This is a genomic window from Proteiniphilum sp. UBA1028 (assembly GCF_002316955.1).
Lineage (GTDB): Bacteria > Bacteroidota > Bacteroidia > Bacteroidales > Dysgonomonadaceae > Proteiniphilum.
Genome location: NZ_DCEN01000041.1, coordinates 49,556 through 66,725, shown reverse-complemented (window position 1 = coordinate 66,725; position 17,170 = coordinate 49,556). Strand labels below are relative to the sequence as shown.

General features: G+C 50.9%; 13 protein-coding genes. 6 read left to right on the top strand and 7 right to left on the bottom strand.

Annotated elements, in window-relative coordinates:
- Positions 1–85: 85 nt before the first annotated feature.
- Positions 86–2,287, bottom strand: a complete 2,202-nt coding sequence (locus B3Z75_RS07195; RefSeq protein ID WP_294069224.1) for a sodium-translocating pyrophosphatase — start codon at positions 2,285–2,287, stop codon at positions 86–88.
- A 336-nt stretch (positions 2,288–2,623) separates the two neighbouring features.
- On the opposite strand from B3Z75_RS07195, the gene B3Z75_RS07190 reads away from it, so the two are divergent.
- Both B3Z75_RS07190 and B3Z75_RS07185 read left to right on the top strand, forming a co-directional pair.
- Positions 2,624–3,829: an ROK family transcriptional regulator gene (locus tag B3Z75_RS07190; RefSeq protein ID WP_294069221.1), complete on the top strand. Its 1,206-nt coding sequence runs from the start codon at positions 2,624–2,626 to the stop codon at positions 3,827–3,829.
- An 85-nt stretch (positions 3,830–3,914) separates the two neighbouring features.
- Entirely contained in the window at positions 3,915–5,213 is a 1,299-nt protein-coding gene (locus B3Z75_RS07185; RefSeq protein ID WP_294069218.1) for an O-acetylhomoserine aminocarboxypropyltransferase/cysteine synthase family protein, read from the top strand.
- Between the two features lie 73 nt (positions 5,214–5,286).
- On the opposite strand, the gene B3Z75_RS07180 is transcribed toward B3Z75_RS07185, so the two are convergent.
- Complete coding sequence (locus tag B3Z75_RS07180) at positions 5,287–5,832, bottom strand: DUF4488 domain-containing protein (protein WP_294069215.1); 546 nt, start codon at positions 5,830–5,832, stop codon at positions 5,287–5,289.
- Positions 5,833–6,109: 277 nt separating this feature from the next.
- Here B3Z75_RS07180 and B3Z75_RS07175 point away from each other — a divergent pair, with 277 nt between their 5' ends.
- Positions 6,110–7,000, top strand: coding sequence for a hypothetical protein (locus tag B3Z75_RS07175; protein ID WP_294069212.1), 891 nt, complete (start codon positions 6,110–6,112; stop codon positions 6,998–7,000).
- An 87-nt stretch (positions 7,001–7,087) separates the two neighbouring features.
- The gene (locus B3Z75_RS07170; protein WP_294069280.1) at positions 7,088–8,950 is read left to right on the top strand and encodes an SLC13 family permease; all 1,863 of its coding nucleotides are present in this window, start codon (positions 7,088–7,090) and stop codon (positions 8,948–8,950) included.
- A 76-nt stretch (positions 8,951–9,026) separates the two neighbouring features.
- On the opposite strand, the gene ligA is transcribed toward B3Z75_RS07170, so the two are convergent.
- From ligA to panC, 5 genes are all read right to left on the bottom strand, one after another.
- Positions 9,027–11,027 carry an NAD-dependent DNA ligase LigA gene (gene ligA / locus B3Z75_RS07165; RefSeq protein ID WP_294069209.1) on the bottom strand — a complete coding sequence of 667 codons (2,001 nt, stop codon included), beginning with the start codon at positions 11,025–11,027 and terminating at the stop codon, positions 9,027–9,029.
- A gap of 30 nt (positions 11,028–11,057) precedes the next feature.
- Positions 11,058–12,125, bottom strand: a complete 1,068-nt coding sequence (locus B3Z75_RS07160) for a hypothetical protein (protein ID WP_294069206.1) — start codon at positions 12,123–12,125, stop codon at positions 11,058–11,060.
- A gap of 42 nt (positions 12,126–12,167) precedes the next feature.
- Complete coding sequence (locus B3Z75_RS07155; RefSeq protein WP_294069204.1) at positions 12,168–13,490, bottom strand: MATE family efflux transporter; 1,323 nt, start codon at positions 13,488–13,490, stop codon at positions 12,168–12,170.
- 66 nt (positions 13,491–13,556) lie between these two features.
- The gene (gene panD, locus B3Z75_RS07150; protein ID WP_294069201.1) at positions 13,557–13,907 is read right to left on the bottom strand and encodes an aspartate 1-decarboxylase; all 351 of its coding nucleotides are present in this window, start codon (positions 13,905–13,907) and stop codon (positions 13,557–13,559) included.
- 4 nt (positions 13,908–13,911) lie between these two features.
- Entirely contained in the window at positions 13,912–14,754 is an 843-nt protein-coding gene (panC, locus tag B3Z75_RS07145) for a pantoate--beta-alanine ligase (protein ID WP_294069198.1), read from the bottom strand.
- 199 nt (positions 14,755–14,953) lie between these two features.
- On the opposite strand from panC, the gene B3Z75_RS07140 reads away from it, so the two are divergent.
- Positions 14,954–15,772 carry a glycogen/starch synthase gene (locus B3Z75_RS07140; RefSeq protein ID WP_294069195.1) on the top strand — a complete coding sequence of 273 codons (819 nt, stop codon included), beginning with the start codon at positions 14,954–14,956 and terminating at the stop codon, positions 15,770–15,772.
- A gap of 142 nt (positions 15,773–15,914) precedes the next feature.
- Positions 15,915–17,170: DUF4270 domain-containing protein (locus B3Z75_RS07135; protein WP_294069192.1), on the top strand; the 1,256-nt coding region annotated here is incomplete at its 3' end.

Below are 17,170 nucleotides of genomic sequence, written 5' to 3'. Positions count from 1 at the left end.
AGGTGATTTTTTCGAACGTCAAATATACAAATTGTTCTCGAAAACGAATCAACTCAAATTGATAATAATCGCTAAAAGCAACAATTTACAGGAGGCTCCATGCTACGGTGAGTCCTGCCATCACGATGGAGACCATGCTCATGAGCTTAATCAGGATATTCAACGAGGGACCGGAGGTGTCCTTGAACGGATCGCCTACGGTGTCGCCCACTACGGTGGCCTTGTGGGCTTCGCTGCCCTTGCCGCCCATGTGCCCCTCCTCAATATACTTCTTCGCGTTATCCCATGCACCGCCGGAGTTGGCCATAAAAACGGCCAATACGAAGCCGGCACCCAGGCCACCCGCCAGCAGGCCCATCACTCCCGGCACGCCCATAAACAGGCCCGTGACCACCGGCACAATGATGGCCAGCAGCGAGGGCAGCAGCATCTCCCGCTGTGCCCCCTTGGTTGAAATGGACACGCACCGGGCATAGTCGGGCGTGGCCTCGCCCGTCAGGATGCCCTCGATCTCCCGAAACTGGCGGCGTACCTCCTCCACCATCTTTTGTGCCGCCCTGCCCACGGCGTTCATGGTGAGTCCGCAGAAGAGGAAAGCCATCATCGAGCCGAGAAAGATCCCAGCCAGCACCTTGGGGTTCATCAGGGTAACCTCAAAATAATCCATGAAGTCCACAAAACTGGCCTTCGCAACCTCCACCGTTTCTCCATTGGCAAACTCAAGCACCGTATCGCCCAGCCGCAGCATGCCGATGCGTATCTCTTCCATGTAGGATGCCATCAGCGCCAATGCGGTCAGTGCGGCCGAGCCAATGGCAAACCCTTTTCCCGTGGCAGCGGTTGTGTTTCCCAGCGAATCGAGCATGTCGGTCCGCCTTCTCACCTCGGGCTCCAGCCCGCTCATCTCGGCATTTCCGCCGGCATTGTCGGCAATAGGCCCATACGCATCGGTGGCCAGGGTGATCCCCAGCGTGGAGAGCATCCCCACGGCGGCAATCGCAATGCCATACAACCCCATGCTCAGATTTTCGGCCGATACCATATGGGCTACGTCGAAACGGATGGCAGACAGGTAGGAGAGGAGGATGGCGGCAACAACGGTGGTCACCGGGATCACGGTAGAGACAAAGCCGGTACCCATGCCGGAGATGATCACCGTGGCCGGCCCTGTTTGGGCACTGTTGGCAATGCCCCGCGTGGGCTTATAAGAATGAGACGTAAAGTACTCGGTACCCTGACCGATGACAATGCCTGCCAGCAGGCCGGCAATGACAGAGAACGACAGCCCTGCCCAGTTACTGAACCCAAGCAGGTACAAAATGCCGAACGTGGATGCGGCAATGAGCAACGCACTCACGTTTACGCCCCGGTTGAGTGAGTTCATCAGCTGTTTTACGGTAGCATCTTCTTTTGTGCTCACCAGAAAGATGCCCAGTATGGAGAGAAAGACACCGATGGCAGCAATGATCATGGGCGCAAACACTGCGTTCTGCTGCATCGACGGGTTAAGCACAAATGCCGAAGCTCCCAGTGCGGCTGTAGAAAGGATGGAGCCGCAGTACGACTCATACAGGTCGGCCCCCATGCCGGCCACATCGCCCACGTTGTCTCCAACATTGTCGGCAATGGTTGCAGGATTGCGCGGATCGTCCTCCGGGATGCCTGCCTCCACCTTGCCAACCAGGTCGGCTCCCACATCGGCCGCCTTCGTGTAGATGCCCCCTCCTACACGGGCAAACAGCGCCTGGGTGGATGCCCCCATGCCAAAGGTCAGCATGGTGGTGGTGATCATGATCAACTTATGCCCCGCATCAGCATCTTCCACAAAAAAATCAAGAATGAGATACCACGTTGAAATATCGAGCAGGGCAAGCCCCACCACAACCAGGCCCATCACGGCGCCGGAGCGGAAAGCAATCTGTAATCCGCTATTGAGGGAGCGGCGCACCGCATTGGTTGTCCTCGCCGAGGCATAGGTGGCTGTCTTCATGCCGAAGAAACCGGCCAGTCCCGAGAAGAAACCGCCGGTGAGAAAGGCAAACGGCACCCAGTTGTTTTGCAGGCCGAAATAGGCCATCACCGCAAAGAGGAAGGCGAGCACTAAAAAAACCATGGCGACCACTTTGTACTGCTGCCTGAGGTACGACATGGCTCCCTCGCGGACGTAACCGGCAATAGCTTTCATTTTCTCGGTGCCTTCACTCTCTTTCATCATCCTCTTAAAAAAATAAAAGGCAAAGAACAATGCTGCAATGGAAGCAGCAGGTACAAGGTAAAAGTATTTCACGGCGTTTGCGTTTATCGTTTAAAAATAAGCATCGGAAAAACAGAGACCCGGTTGTCCCTTTTTTCCATAACACAAAGATGCGGAAAAGATTTAAAAAAATAAAATAATCATTTTAAAAAAACAGAAGCTTACGATCTTATTCATTTTCTTTTGATTATTCAAAATTTTTAGTAATTTTGCAAGTCGATTGATACCCTTCATAATGAATCGGTAATCAGACAGTTCAGAAACATGAAGCTAAGATCGGAACCGGAACAAACCCTCTTTGGCCAATCTCTACAACTGGAGCACAGGTATTAACGAAATCTATGTTCATTTACTAAGTTTAAGAAAATCATGGTGAAAAATTTCTTCTTCAAAAGCGACAAAAGTCCGAAAAATATACAAATAAAAAAGGACATCATTACCCATTTCATTACATCGGGAAACGATACGATTGCCGAACTTGCAAAAGGACTTGACTTGAGCGTTCCTACTGTCACCAAGTTTATTGCCGAACTTACCGACCAGGGGTTGATTGACGAATTTGGCAAGATACATACCCCCGGCGGCAGGCACCCGAGCCTGTACGGGCTAAAACCCTCATCTGCCTATTTTGTAGGGGTAGACATGAGCCGCCATCACCTCAATATCGCCCTGATGGACTTTACCGGCAACATCATTGACAACCAGATGGGAATATCCTATACTTACGAAAATACGACGGAGTCGTTCGACCTGCTTTGCAACCACATCCAAAATTTTATCGATAAGATGGGGAGCCTGAAGCAAAAGATCTTCAACATCAACCTCAACATATCGGGTCGCGTGAACCCCGAATCGGGATACAGCTACAGCAGCTTTTATTTCAGCGAACATCCTATCAGCGAAATACTGACCAAGAAATTAAATTTCAATGTGGGGATCGACAACGACACACGCGCCATGGCCTACGGCGAATACATGAAGGGCGTGGTGGAAGGGGAACAGAACGTAATCTTTGTCAACATCTCCTGGGGACTCGGCATCGGGATCATCATCGACGGAAAACCCTATTACGGAAAATCGGGATTCTCGGGTGAATTTGGCCACTTCCCTATCTTTGAAAACGAAATCATTTGCCATTGCGGCAAAAAAGGATGCCTCGAAACGGAAGCCTCCGGTGTGGCCATCCACCGGATGATCCTTGAACGGGTGGCCAACGGCGAGAGCACCATCCTCACCGAAATGGTGAAAGACATAGACAAACTGACCCTCACCGACATCATCAAAGCCACCAACATGGAAGATCCGCTTTGCATTGAAATTGTGGAAGAAGTGGGCTATAAATTGGGAAAATATATTGCAGGACTCATCAATATTTTCAACCCCGAACTGGTCGTCATAGGCGGACAGGTAGCCAATACAGATGGATTTATCATGCTTCCCATCCGCAGCTCCGTGAAGAAATATTCCCTCAACCTGGTCAACAAAGATACCCAGATTGTGGCCTCTAAACTGAAAAACAAGGCCGGCATTGTTGGCGCATGCATGATTGCCAGAAGCCGCCTCTTCAGCGAGTAAGTGTTAATTTATCACTTATTCACCTCAATCTATACCATTTCTTTCATTTTTTCCCTACTTTTGCGAGATACTAATTTAGGGATCTATGAGAAAAAAACATTTTGAAACACTGCAAGTACATGCAGGACAGGAACCCGACCCGGTAACCGGGTCGAGAGCGGTTCCTATTTATCAGACCACAGCTTATACATTCAAGAGCGCTGAACATGGCGCCAATTTGTTTGGATTGAAAGAGTTCGGGAACATCTACACCCGATTACAAAACCCGACCACCGACGTGTTTGAAAAGCGGATGGCCGCCCTGGAAGGGGGCGTTGCCGCCGTGGCAACCTCATCGGGCATGGCAGCTCAGTTTATCGCCATTCATAACCTCGCTGCCGCAGGGGATAACATTGTCTCCACCTCCTTCTTGTACGGGGGTACGTACAACCAGTTCAAGGTAGCCTTCGCCCGCATGGGCATTGAAGTACGTTTCGCTGAGGGGGACAGCGTGGAGAGCATTGCTTCACTGATTGACGGAAAGACCAAAGCCATTTACCTGGAAACAATAGGCAATCCGGAGTATAATATCCCCGATTTTGAAGCCATTGCAGAAATGGCAAGGAAGCATGACATTCCGGTGATTGTGGACAATACATTCGGACAGGGAGGATACCTCTTTAACCCGATTGAATGGGGAGCCAGCGTGGTGCTGCACTCTGCCACAAAATGGATTGGCGGACACGGCACGTCCATGGGCGGCGTCATCATTGACGGGGGAAACTTCAACTGGGGAAACGGAAAATACCCGATGTTCAGCGAACCGTCGGAGGGATATCACGGTCTTAATTTCTGGGAAACATTCGGCGACAAGTCACCCTTCGGGAACATCGCCTACTCCATCCGCTGCCGCGTGGAAGGATTGCGCGACCTGGGGCCCGTGAACAGCCCGTTCAACTCATTCCTGCTCCTGCTGGGACTGGAAACACTGTCGCTACGTGCCGAACGCACCAATGCCAATGCACTGGAGCTGGCACGCTGGCTGGAAAAACATCCGAAGGTGGAAAAAGTAAACTATCCCGGACTGGAAGGAAACAAATATCACGCCCTGGCTAAAAAATACCTGAAGAACAACGGGTTTGGCGGGGTACTCTCCTTCTTTGTGAAGGGCGACGTGACGCAGACGGCCAAGATCATCGACAACCTCTCCATGATCAGCCACCTGGCGAACGTGGGCGATGCCAAAACGCTGATTATTCACCCCGCAAGCACCACCCACCAACAGCTGCCGGCTGAGGCACAAATTGCTGCCGGAGTATATCCCAACCTGTTACGGGTGTCGCTCGGCATTGAACACATAGAAGACATTAAAGCCGACCTGGAAGAAGCGTTGCAACGATTGTAAACTGCAACCCACTTGTAGTCCACTAAAAAAAGAGACGATCGTGAGAAGATCGTCTCTTTTTTGCTTTCCGAATCTATTTCACGACATTCTTGATTACCTCCTCGTTATCCAGCAACTGCCTTAGCTCCTGTCGCAGATCCACGTTACTCACTTCAAGATCTTCAATACGCACCCGTTGCCAGATCTCTTCTATCCATCTGTTCTGCGCAACCCCAAATTCGTCGATGGGCTGAAACCAGCGCAAGTACATAAAATTACGGTGTGTCATCTTGATATTAAGAGGATTATCCTTTCCTTTCTGACTTTTATTGAACGAATTCACGATCTCCTCGGTGTAGAGATCACCGCTCAGCCTATACGTTCCATCCACTGTGATGATGGCTCCCTTTTCCGTAGACATGAAATTCATAAATTTACCATCCGGAAAAATCATCTTAAACATCCCCGACGGGATTACCTTGTAACCCGATTCATCGCTATTATGAATCGCCTTCACCTCCCACAATCCAATAATTCGTTCTACAGCCTCGTCATTTTCCGATACCCGCTGAGAAGAAGCGCAACCGGCAAAAAAAGCAATGATGCCGATGAACATGAGATAAGCCGTTGTTGTCTTCATATGATTAAATTTAGCAATTTTGCTCCTTGATACGCACTACAAGTATAACACTTTTTCAGGAATTTCGTTGAATAATTCCTGTTTTTTTAAAAATATTTTTTATATCATCGCAAACATCGATAGAAACACTGATTATCTTACGCTTAACTCATTACACTCCCGGCCATCAATAAAACAAGTCCGGGCTAATCTTAAAATTCCGAAAAAGAACAGCCAATGATTGGGTTTTAGGTCGAAAACCTCTATTTTTGCCGTCGATTGAAAAATAAGCACTTAGATGAAAATAAACTTTAAGGAGCGGACACCTCAGCTGATAGCCGTGATTGGCGTACTCACAGTAATTTTGGCCATCGTCATCGGTTTCCTTCTGTCCAGGAACGCACAAATAGAAGAGATGCAGGAACAGTTTACGGTTGACAAACAGGATCTACAAGATGAGTATGAAGCGATATCCCTGCAATACGAAGGGTTCAAATTCAGTGTACAAAACGATTCTCTCCTCTTCAAGCTTGAGAACGAACAGGCAAAGGTACTCCGTTTACAGGAAGAGCTGCGCATGACCAAGGCAACCGATCAGGCGGAGATTAAGCGTCTGAAGGGCGAACTGGCTACGTTGCGGAAGATTCTTCGCTCCTACATTCAGCAGATTGATTCGCTGAACAGGCTCAACGAAGAGCTGCGGGCCGAAAACCGGCAGATCACGCGACAGTACAGAGAAACAAGCCAAACCCTCAATCAGGTATCGCAGGAAAAGGCCGCGCTCTCGGAAAAAGTATCGTTGGCGGCACAGCTGGTAGCCACCAACATAGGAGCTAAAGCGGTGAACGACAGAGGTCGCGAGCAATCCCGACTGAGCAGAAGCACCCAGTTTGTGGTCTCCTTCACCATTGCCCGCAACATCACCACCGAACCGGGTGAGCGGGAGATATTTGTCCGCCTCATGACACCCGACGGAGGTGTACTCTCCAAAAGTGCATCCCATACCTTCCCTTACGAAAACAGAGAGATCCGGTATTCGATGAAACGCATTGTGGAATATGGCGGTGAAGAGATCCCCGTCACCATGTACTGGGACATTGAGGAGTTCCTGATGCCGGGCACGTACAAAGCGGACATCTTTGCCGACGGGTACCACATTGGAACGCACAGCTTCACGATGCAGGAATAGCGCACAGTGACTGCGCCCGTGTCATTTTAATTGTCAGGATTGGTCCTTTTTTTGTATCTTTGCTCTAGCTCACTTATGGATATAAATATTCTCCTTGTTTTTGTAATTATTCTGTTGGCCGTATTTTTCTTCGTATGGGGAAAAGTACGATCCGACATTGTAGCCCTGTCGGTGGTCGTACTGTTGATCGTGACGGGCATACTGACTCCCGCAGAGGGGTTGTCGGGATTTTCCAACCCGGTGGTGATCATGATAGTCTCCCTGTTTATTGTGGGCGGAGGGATCTTCCAGACCGGCCTTGCCAAGATGATCAGCACCCGGATTCTGAAGCTAGCCGGTAAAAGCGAACTCAAGCTCTTTGTCCTGGTGATGCTGGTAACCGGTGGTATTGGCGCACTGATCAGCAATACCGGCACGGTGGCCCTCATGCTTCCCATCATTATGAGCATGGCCTCGGAAGCTAAAACCGATGTACGGCGTTACCTGATGCCGATGGCTTTTGCCAGCAGCCTGGGAATATTCACCCTCATCAGCACCCCACCCAACCTGATCATCAACAACATGCTGGCAAGCGGGGGGTTCAAGGAACTCCCTTTCTTCTCCTTCCTGCCCATCGGCGCCATCACGCTGACAATAGGCACCCTGCTGCTGTGGCCCTTGAGCAAGCTGCTCGTCACCGGCAAGGACAAAGACAAATCAGCCGCAAAGAAATCCAAATCGCTCAATCAGCTGGCCTCCGAATATCAGCTGGCCGACAACCTCTACCGGGCCACCATCGGCAGTACATCTCCGCTCCTTCATAAACCGCTTCAGGAACTGAACATTCCCGGCACCTACAATGTGAGCATTCTTGAGATCCGGAGAGTGCAGTCGCGGAAACGTTTTCACAAGACTGTGGACATGAGCCTGGCCGGCCCCTCAACAACCCTGAAGGAGAACGATCTTTTGTACGTGCTGGGAAACTTCGACGATGTCATCGCCTTTACCCGGGATAACGACCTGACGATGCTCGATACCCATAAAACGGAAATGGGCAAAAATCCCGTGTCGGTTTCCCAGGCGGGAGGCATGGAGTTCAAGGAGACCGGTATCGCGGAGGTGGTGCTGATGTCGGGTTCCAGCCTGATCAACAAGCGGGTAAAAGAATCCAACTTCCGCCAGCTCTACCACGTGAACATTCTCGGTTTGCGCCGTAAAGACGGCTACATCCTCCAGGATGTAAAAGACGAGAAAATGCAGTCGGGAGACCTGCTGCTCGTGCAGGGCAGGTGGAGCGACATTGAAAAACTGACGCAGGAGACTTCGGAATGGGTTGTTGCCGGACAACCCATGGAAAATGCACTAAAGGTACCGCGCAACCACAAGGCACCTACGGCCGCTGCCATCATGATCCTGATGGTCCTCTCCATGGTGTTTAATCTGGTGCCGACGGTAGTCTCTGCCATGGTAGCCGCCCTGCTGATGATTATCCTGGGCTGTTTCCGCAACGCGGAGGCTGCTTATAAGACGATTAACTGGGAGAGCACGTTCCTCTTTGCCGGGATGTTTTCACTGGGAATTGCCATGGAGAAATCGGGTGCATCCACGCTGATAGCGGACGGCATTGTAGGTGGATTGAGCAGTTACGGGCCGCTGGCAGTGATGGCCGGCATCTACGTGGCTACCTCCATCCTGACGTTCTTCATCAGCAATACGGCTACGGCCGTGCTGTTTGCCCCCATCGCGTTACAAGCAGCCCTGGCCATTGATGTGAGCCCCTACCCTTTTCTCTTTTCTGTAGCAATAGCCGCCAGCATGTGCTTTGCCAGTCCTTTTTCCACGCCACCCAACGCGTTGGTCATATCGGCCGGCCGTTATAAATTTGGCGACTACGTGAAGGTAGGACTCCCGCTGCAAATCGTTATCGGTGCAGTCATGATTGTGGTGCTGCCGCTGTTGTTTCCCTTTTAAGGGAGGAATTCCCGGCTGTGCAAGGATCGGATTCGGAAGAGATGCGCTGCGGCCTGAAAGCCGGGAATAGTGCCGTTTACGAACCGATCATCTCCAGAAATGCCTGTTCGTCGATGATCTTCACACCCAGTTTACGGGCTTTCTCCAGCTTTGCCGGGCCCATATTTTCTCCGGCAAGGATATAATCGGTGCTCCCGGATACCGACCCGCTGTTCTTCCCTCCGTTCTGCAGAATCATCGCCTTATACTCGTCGCGGGAATGCAGGGCAAATGTGCCACTGATGACAATGGACAGCCCTTTTAACTTGTCGGTCCTTCCTGCCAGCGCCTCCTCGTTCACGGCAAACTGCAAGCCATTCCGGCGGAGACGATCCACAAAATCAACAAATTTTGGTTTTGAAAAGAACTCCGTCACGCTCTGCGCAATGCGGTCGCCAATCTCCTCTACCGACATCAGCTGCTCGGGTGTTGCCGCTGCAAGGGCATCGATATTGGGAAAGGCATGCGCCAGCTTTTGTGCCACGGTTTCTCCCACGAAACGGATTCCCAGGGCAAAGAGCACCCGCTCGTAGGGGACCGACTTCGATTTCTCGATGCTTGCCAGCAGGTTGCGGGCACTGGTCTCTGCCCACCGCTCCAGGTGAACAATATCTTCAAAACGCAACGTATACAAGTCGGCAGCATCGTGAATCAGCCCCTTTTCAAAGAGCAAGGCAATGGTTTCGGGGCCAATGGTGATGTCCATGCCCTTGCGGGTGACAAAATGTTCGATGCGCCCTTTGATCTGGGGAGGGCATTCTTCGGAGTTGGGACAGTAATGCACAGCCTCATCCTCATTGCGCACCAGCGGGGTGTTGCAATCCGGACAATGACGGACAAACGTCACCTTGTCGCCCAGCAGAAAGCGCGCCTCCTTATCCACACCGGTAATTTTGGGGATGATCTCCCCGCCCTTCTCCACAAAAACCATATCGCCAATATGCAAATCGAGGGCGTTGATGGCATCTTCGTTATAGAGTGATGCCCGCTTCACGGTGGTGCCCGACAGCAACACCGGATCAAGGTTCGCTACGGGCGTCACCGCACCGGTCCGCCCCACCTGCCAGGTGACCGACTCAAGCCGCGTAACGGCTTGCTCCGCATTGAACTTGAAGGCAATGGACCAGCGGGGAAACTTGGAGGTGGCCCCCAGGTTGCGCTGCTGAAGAAGAGAATCCACCTTCAGCACCACCCCGTCGGTAGTCACAGGAAGGCTTTTGCGTTCCACGTCCCACTGCCTGAGAAACGCAAAGATCTCTTCCAGGCTTTGGCACTTCTTCGTGGACCGGGAAACGTTCAACCCCCATTTGCGGGCAAGCTGCATATTCTCGTAATGGCTGTCGGTGGGCAACGCATCTCCCAGCATGTTGTAGATGTACGACTCCAGCTTGCGGGATGCGACGATGCGCGAGTCCTGCAGCTTCAGCGTGCCCGACGCCGCGTTGCGCGGGTTGGCAAAGAGCGGCTCCTCCTGCTCTGCACGTTCCTTGTTGAGGGCATCGAACGAGCTCCACGGCATCAGGATCTCGCCCCGCAGCTCCACATAGGGAGGCACATCATCTCCTTTCAGGATCAGCGGTACATTCCGGATGGTACGCACGTTGTCGGTCACATCGTCTCCCTTTTTGCCGTCACCCCGCGTCACGGCACGGACCAGCCGCCCCTCTTCATAGTGGAGCGAGATGGAGGTCCCGTCGTACTTCAGCTCGCACACAATCGCAAACTCCTCGTTCAGCGCCCTTTTTACACGGTTGTAAAAATCGATAACTTCCCCTTCCGAGTAGGTGTTTTGCAGGGAAAGCATGGGGTAAAGGTGCTTCACCTGGGTGAAGTTCTTATTGATATCGCTCCCTACCCGCATGGTGGGTGAGTTGGGATCGTACCATTCGGGATGCTCGGCTTCCAGCTCAATAAGTTGCCGCATGAGCCGATCGAACTCCACATCCGGAATAACGGGCTGCGACAATACGTAGTAGTTGTAATTATGTTCGTGAAGCTGACGGCGCAGCGACTCTATTTGTTGTTTGATTGCTTCCATAGGATAAAAAACAAGAGACAAGAATAATGATTACCGAAAGATTCTCTTCCAGGGATATCGCACGCTATGCTTTTCCGGCATCCCGAAGTTATCGATCGAGGCAGATACGGACAACGTTTGCTGAAAGAGCATTTTTCCTTCCGAGAAATGAAGGTTGGCGTTCAGTCGCACCGAGGCCCGCTCTGAGTCCAGCAGCCGGATATACCATTTACTCTGCAGGTACGACCTGCCCTGCAGAAACTGAGTACCCCAGTATAAATCTCCTCCGTAAGTATGAAAAAAATGCATTCTGGCATCACCCGCATAAAAGGTGTTCCGGGTACCGATACCCCAGTATTCCAGATCTACCCTTGCGGTGAAACCGACAGGCTTATCGCTTTCACCGGCCTTGCGATCCCGCTCCAACCCCGCAAAAACGCCGGCCGACACCAACCCCCTGAAGCTGTTCCGGGCGTGGTACTCCAGCCCCAGCGAAGCCATTCCCTGCATCTGCTCGCTCACACCATAGGCGGGGTTGCCGGGGTAGGTGCCTGCGTAGTGAAACAGATAGGACTGAAAGTCGCCGAAGAAGATTCCTCTGGAGAGTTTGCCGGAAAAGCCGAGATAAAAGCTTTCCCTGTCCACCGCTGTCGCATAGCCGGTCCAGTCCATCCAGGCATTGAAAAAGTTTCGCTCCTTCCCTATCTGCCAGAAAATGCCCTGCATCAGCGGCATAAAATGGTTCACGGAATCTTTGAAGAAGAAGTCGGAATAATTGGGCAGCGCCTCTGTGCGCGGGAAGGCACCTGCGCGGAACAACACCCTGGGTGTTTCGTACTGATAGTAAAGGGTGACATCCACCTTGTTAACGGCCTCTTTTATGCCGGGAATCTTGAGCAGGTTCACGCCGCCATAGAGGGTGTGCGTTGAATCCCACGAGATGCCTGCCAGCGGGTTCAACCAGATGCCGTTCATCGTTTGGGGATCAATGAACGACGATTTCTCATACTCCTGATTGTCGAAAAAATAGTCTACACCAACTTTCCATCGGTACTCCTGCGCGTGCAGAGAGACAACCGAGCTGACGACAGCCAGCAGGTAAATGATTTTGCGTTGCATATTGAAACCTCTTTTAAGGGGGTAAAGATACATCAAAATTCCCTAAATCTTCCGGTCTTTCCACTTGCCGCTTCGCAAATAAAAAAACGAAAGGAGAGACAGGAAAGACCAGTAAACATGCTCGGTGGTCCATGCTGCTGCCACCGATGCCCGCAGGTGAATGATGATAAACCACATGTAGGAAACGTAAAAGAGCAGCGTAAAAATTTCGAACTTAAGGGCGGTACGCGTATTGCCCGATCCCGACACAGCATTGAACAATACGGTCCCCAGGCTGTAAATAGGCAGGGAGGAGATCAGCACGTACAGTGGCAAGACGGTATCCTGTATCAGGGAGGGGTCGTCGGTATAAACGTGAATCATGGCGCGAGGAAAGACAAGGACAACGGCAATTACCGCAAGCATCACCCCCACGCTGATCATCGAGAGCCGCTTGATCAGGCCGGCCACTTCGTTGCTCCTGCCCGCCCCGATGGTGTTGCTCACCATAGTGCCTGTGGTAGAGCCTATGGCGTTGGACGGGATGGTGAAGATCGTATAGAAGCTGCGCACAATGTTAGTCACTGCCAGTGAACGCTCGCCCATATAATTTTCAATGAACACGAAAAAGAGCATCCAGGTACCGATGGAAAAGAGATACTGCACCATCATAAAGATGGAAATATCGAGCACTTTTTTGACGACGTGCCACTGGAAACGGATCTTCGTGAAGCCGTATTTTTCGAGATCGACTGTCTTGCGGGTATGCACAATGAAGAAGAGCGTAGAGGAAAACTCGGCAATCACCGAAGCGATGGCTGCGCCGGCAATGCCCATCTCGGGCATGCCCAGGTTGCCGAAAATAAGCCCGTAGTCGAACACCACATTCACCAGTCCCATCACGACCGCATTCACGGTGAGCACCTTTGTACGGGCGATGCCGATGTAAAACGCACGAAACATTACGTTCACAAACGCGAAGACAAGACCAAACACCCGCCATTCCAGATATTCCGTCACGGCACCGGCCACATCAGCCGACTCAAACAAAGATGGCAGCCAGGCCCCGGCGCCGTAGCGCAGCAGCGGAATAAGCAGCAAAGCAGGAATAAGCAGGAAGATGGATCCCTGAATCACAATCTCGCCTATCTGGTTGTAGTTTCCTTCGCCATTTCGCCGCCCGATCAGAATCTGGCTACCCATGCTGAAGCCAAAACCCAATGTAAACAATGCTATATAGAGAACTCCCGCCAAGGCCGACGCCCCCAGCTCCACTTCTCCCACGCGGCCAAGAAAAGCGGTGTCGATTACCTGTATCATATTTTGAGCCAGCAGGCTCAACAGGATGGGCGTACTTATTTTAACGATGTGCCTGTTTGAATACACTTCTTTGCGCAACAAACCGCCGGTGTATGAGACAGCCGACGGTTTAAAAATATGGTTATTTGCCTGTTATTTAATGCGATTGGTTTTCTCGTCGAGGTGAATGACCGTCGGTTCGAACACCCTGGCTTCTTCCAGCGGGAGCATGGCGTAGCTCATGATGATGACCACATCTCCCTTTTGTACTTTCCGTGCCGCAGCACCGTTCAGGCAGATGGTGCCGGAACCGCGTTCGCCGCGGATGATATAGGTCTCAAAACGCTCGCCGTTATTATTGTTTACCACCGCCACCTTCTCGTGCACGAACATATTGGCTGCATCAATCAGGTCTTCATCAATCGTGATGCTGCCTTCGTAATCCAGGTTGGCATCGGTCACCGAGGCCCTGTGTATCTTCGATTTCAATGTTTCTACCCACATAAAATTATTTGTATCTGATATTATCTATTAAACGCACATCGCCGCAAAAAACAGCGATGCAGCCTAATGCATATCCGGAATCATCCCAGGAAGCAACAAGCTGCAGGGAGTCGCCATCCACGATCTCGAAATACTCCACACGCAAAGACGGCACTCCGTTAATTTGATCAATCACCCAGTCGGTGAGCTTATCGGGCGAGGCAATTTCAATCCTCTGTGTACTCTCGCGCAGAACACGGTAAATATGTGCAGCATCCGCTTTTTGCTGCTCCGTTAAGAGGCGGTTGCGACTGCTCAATGCCAGCCCGCCAGGCTCCCTTACAATGGGGACACCCACAATCTGCACGGGCATCTGCAGCTGATCTACCATGGCACGGACAATGGCCAGCTGTTGAAAATCCTTCTCCCCAAAGTAGGCCCTGTCGGGCTCCACCATCGCAAACAGCTTGCTCACCACCTGGGCAACACCGTTGAAATGACCCGGCCGATACCGCCCTTCCATCACCTTATCGAGCAAGCCAAAATCGAAAATCCGGGTATCCGGCTGCGGGTACATCTCCTCCTCGGAAGGCGCAAACACCACATCGGCACCAATTAGCTCCAGAAGCCGGCAATCCTCATCCAGGGTACGCGGGTAGCGCCGCAAATCCTCTTTGTTGTTAAATTGGGTGGGATTCACAAAAAGGCTTACCACACAAACATCGTTTTCCGAGGCACACAACTTCACCAGGGTAGCATGCCCTTCGTGCAGCGCACCCATGGTGGGAACAAATCCAATTGTTTTGCCTTTCCTGCGACCCCCCTGGAGCACCTCTTCCAGCTGGGATACGGTACGTATGATTTCCATTTGTCTGTTTTAAACTGCAAAGCAACAAAATATTTACCACATAGAGAAACCAATTTGCATTATTTCACGTATAATAACCGCGTACTATGACGGACATCAACACTGTCTATCAGCATCTTAGAAAATAGGTCCGATTTTATTTTGTAGTTATCCGGATTTTTTTTATTATCTTTGTACTCAACTTAAGATAATTAGCTTCATGTCTCAGAAAAAAATTTTGTATATCTCCCAGGAGATCTATCCTTATCTCGACGAAACCCCTATTTCGAATACATCGCGTTATTTACCCCAGGCCATTCAGGAAAAAGGGAAGGAAATACGCGCTTTCATGCCCAAGTACGGCAACATCAACGAACGCCGTAACCAACTGCATGAAGTGATTCGTCTCTCGGGGATGAACCTCATCATTGATGATTCCGACCATTCGCTGATCATCAAGGTTGCCTCCATTCAGGCGGCAAGGATGCAGGTCTATTTTATTGACAACGAAGACTTTTTCCAGAACAGGGAAACGCTGGTCGATAAGAACGGAGAGGAGTACGACGACAACGACGAACGCAGCATCTTCTTTATACGCGGCGTGATGGAAACCATCAAAAAACTGCGCTGGGTACCCGATATCATCCATTGTCACGGATGGTTCACTGCATTGGCACCGCTGTACATCAAGAGAGGATATGCCGATGACCCCTGCTTCAAAAATGCCAAAGTGGTTTACTCGCTCTACGACGAAACATTTCAAAAACCGTTCAATCTCGATACGGCCGAGAAACTTCGCTTCGACGGCATCGGCGACCCGGAGATTGAGAAGGTGAAAAGAAGAGGCACCATGGATTACGTGAACCTGATGAAGCTGGCGGTGGATTATTCCGACGGCATCATCCAGGGAAGCAACCAGGTACACCCCGATGTGGCGAAGTACGTGCAGGAGCAAAAAGTGGAGTTTCTGCCTTATGAAGCCGATTTCGACAAAAGCACGGAGGCCATCGATGCCTTTTACAACAAAATTGATGCATGAGTGGTTTGACGCAGGCAACAATTCGCTTTTTTACTCCCCTAAACCCAAATATCATTAAAAATGAAAAGAAAGCATTTCAACATCTTTTATTTGAATGTTTTTTTTAGGATATTTGCGGGTCAAAACTAACTTTTTGCAACGAATGAAGCGCAAATTCATCATAAAAGGGCTTTTACTAACCTTTGCAGCGATACTCACCCTCTCGTGTAACGACACACTCGACCAGGTAGGGTTCACCATCCAACCCGGCAAGGACCGACTCAACCTGGGAGTGGACACACTTGATTTACAGGCGCGCACTGTAGAAGTGGATTCTGTTTTCAGTAAAACAAAATACCCGGTCCTGGGCGAATATACGGATCCTGTTTTCGGCACCGTCAAATCATCCTATATCGGCGAATTTTATTTGCCCGAAGGTACCGAATTCAAGGAGGGTGCCGAGATCGACTCGGTACGTGTTATTGTCTCCTACACAAAAATGATGGGCGACTCGCTTGCACCCATGGAACTTTCGGTATACGAAGTGAACAAATCGCTGAAGGGGCTGGACAACTATTCACATGTTGATCCGGCAACATACGCCGACCTGTCGGCCCCCCTGGGATCACAGGTCTTCACGGGCAAGAACTCAACCTACCGGACAGAAACGTATTCCTCCGGTTACACCACCACGACGTACAATGTGTACGACATTATTGTGAGACTGCCCGATTCGCTGGGCGAACGATTTCTTACCGAATACAGGAAGCCGGGTCACGGAAAAATGGTGAATGCCGACACGTTCAGAGAGTTCTTCCGCGGATTGTATTTTGCCACCACCTTTGGCAACAGCACCGTTCTCAACGTGAACATAACGTCACTCTACGTGCATTATCATTATCTCGATAAAAAGGGGTCCTCCACGAAACAGGACACCATCCGCACCGATATGATGCGATTGAACATTACCCCGGAGGTTACCCAGCTCAATTACATCCAAAACGACAACAGCAAGCTACTGGGCACAAGCGATGCACATGCGTATGTAAAAAGCCCCGCGGGGGTAAACACAGAAATCACGTTCCCGTTTTCGGAAATACACGACAAAATTAAATCACAGGCCCTGAACCTGGCTAACTTCACCGTGTACGCGATGCCGGAGGCCTCTGAAAACCCAATGGTGAAGATCAGCCCGCCCGACTATCTGCTGCTGGTAAACAAAGACTCTCTGAACGGCTTTTTTGAACAACGCAAACTGCCCGACAACATGACCAGCTTCCTGTCGGCAAAGTTTGACGCCACCTCCTACTCCTACAGGTTCAACAACATCTCCACGATGATCAACCATTACAACCAAAAGCATGGCGGCGCAGCCTTCAATTTGGTCTACTACCTGATTCCTGTGGATGCAACCTACAC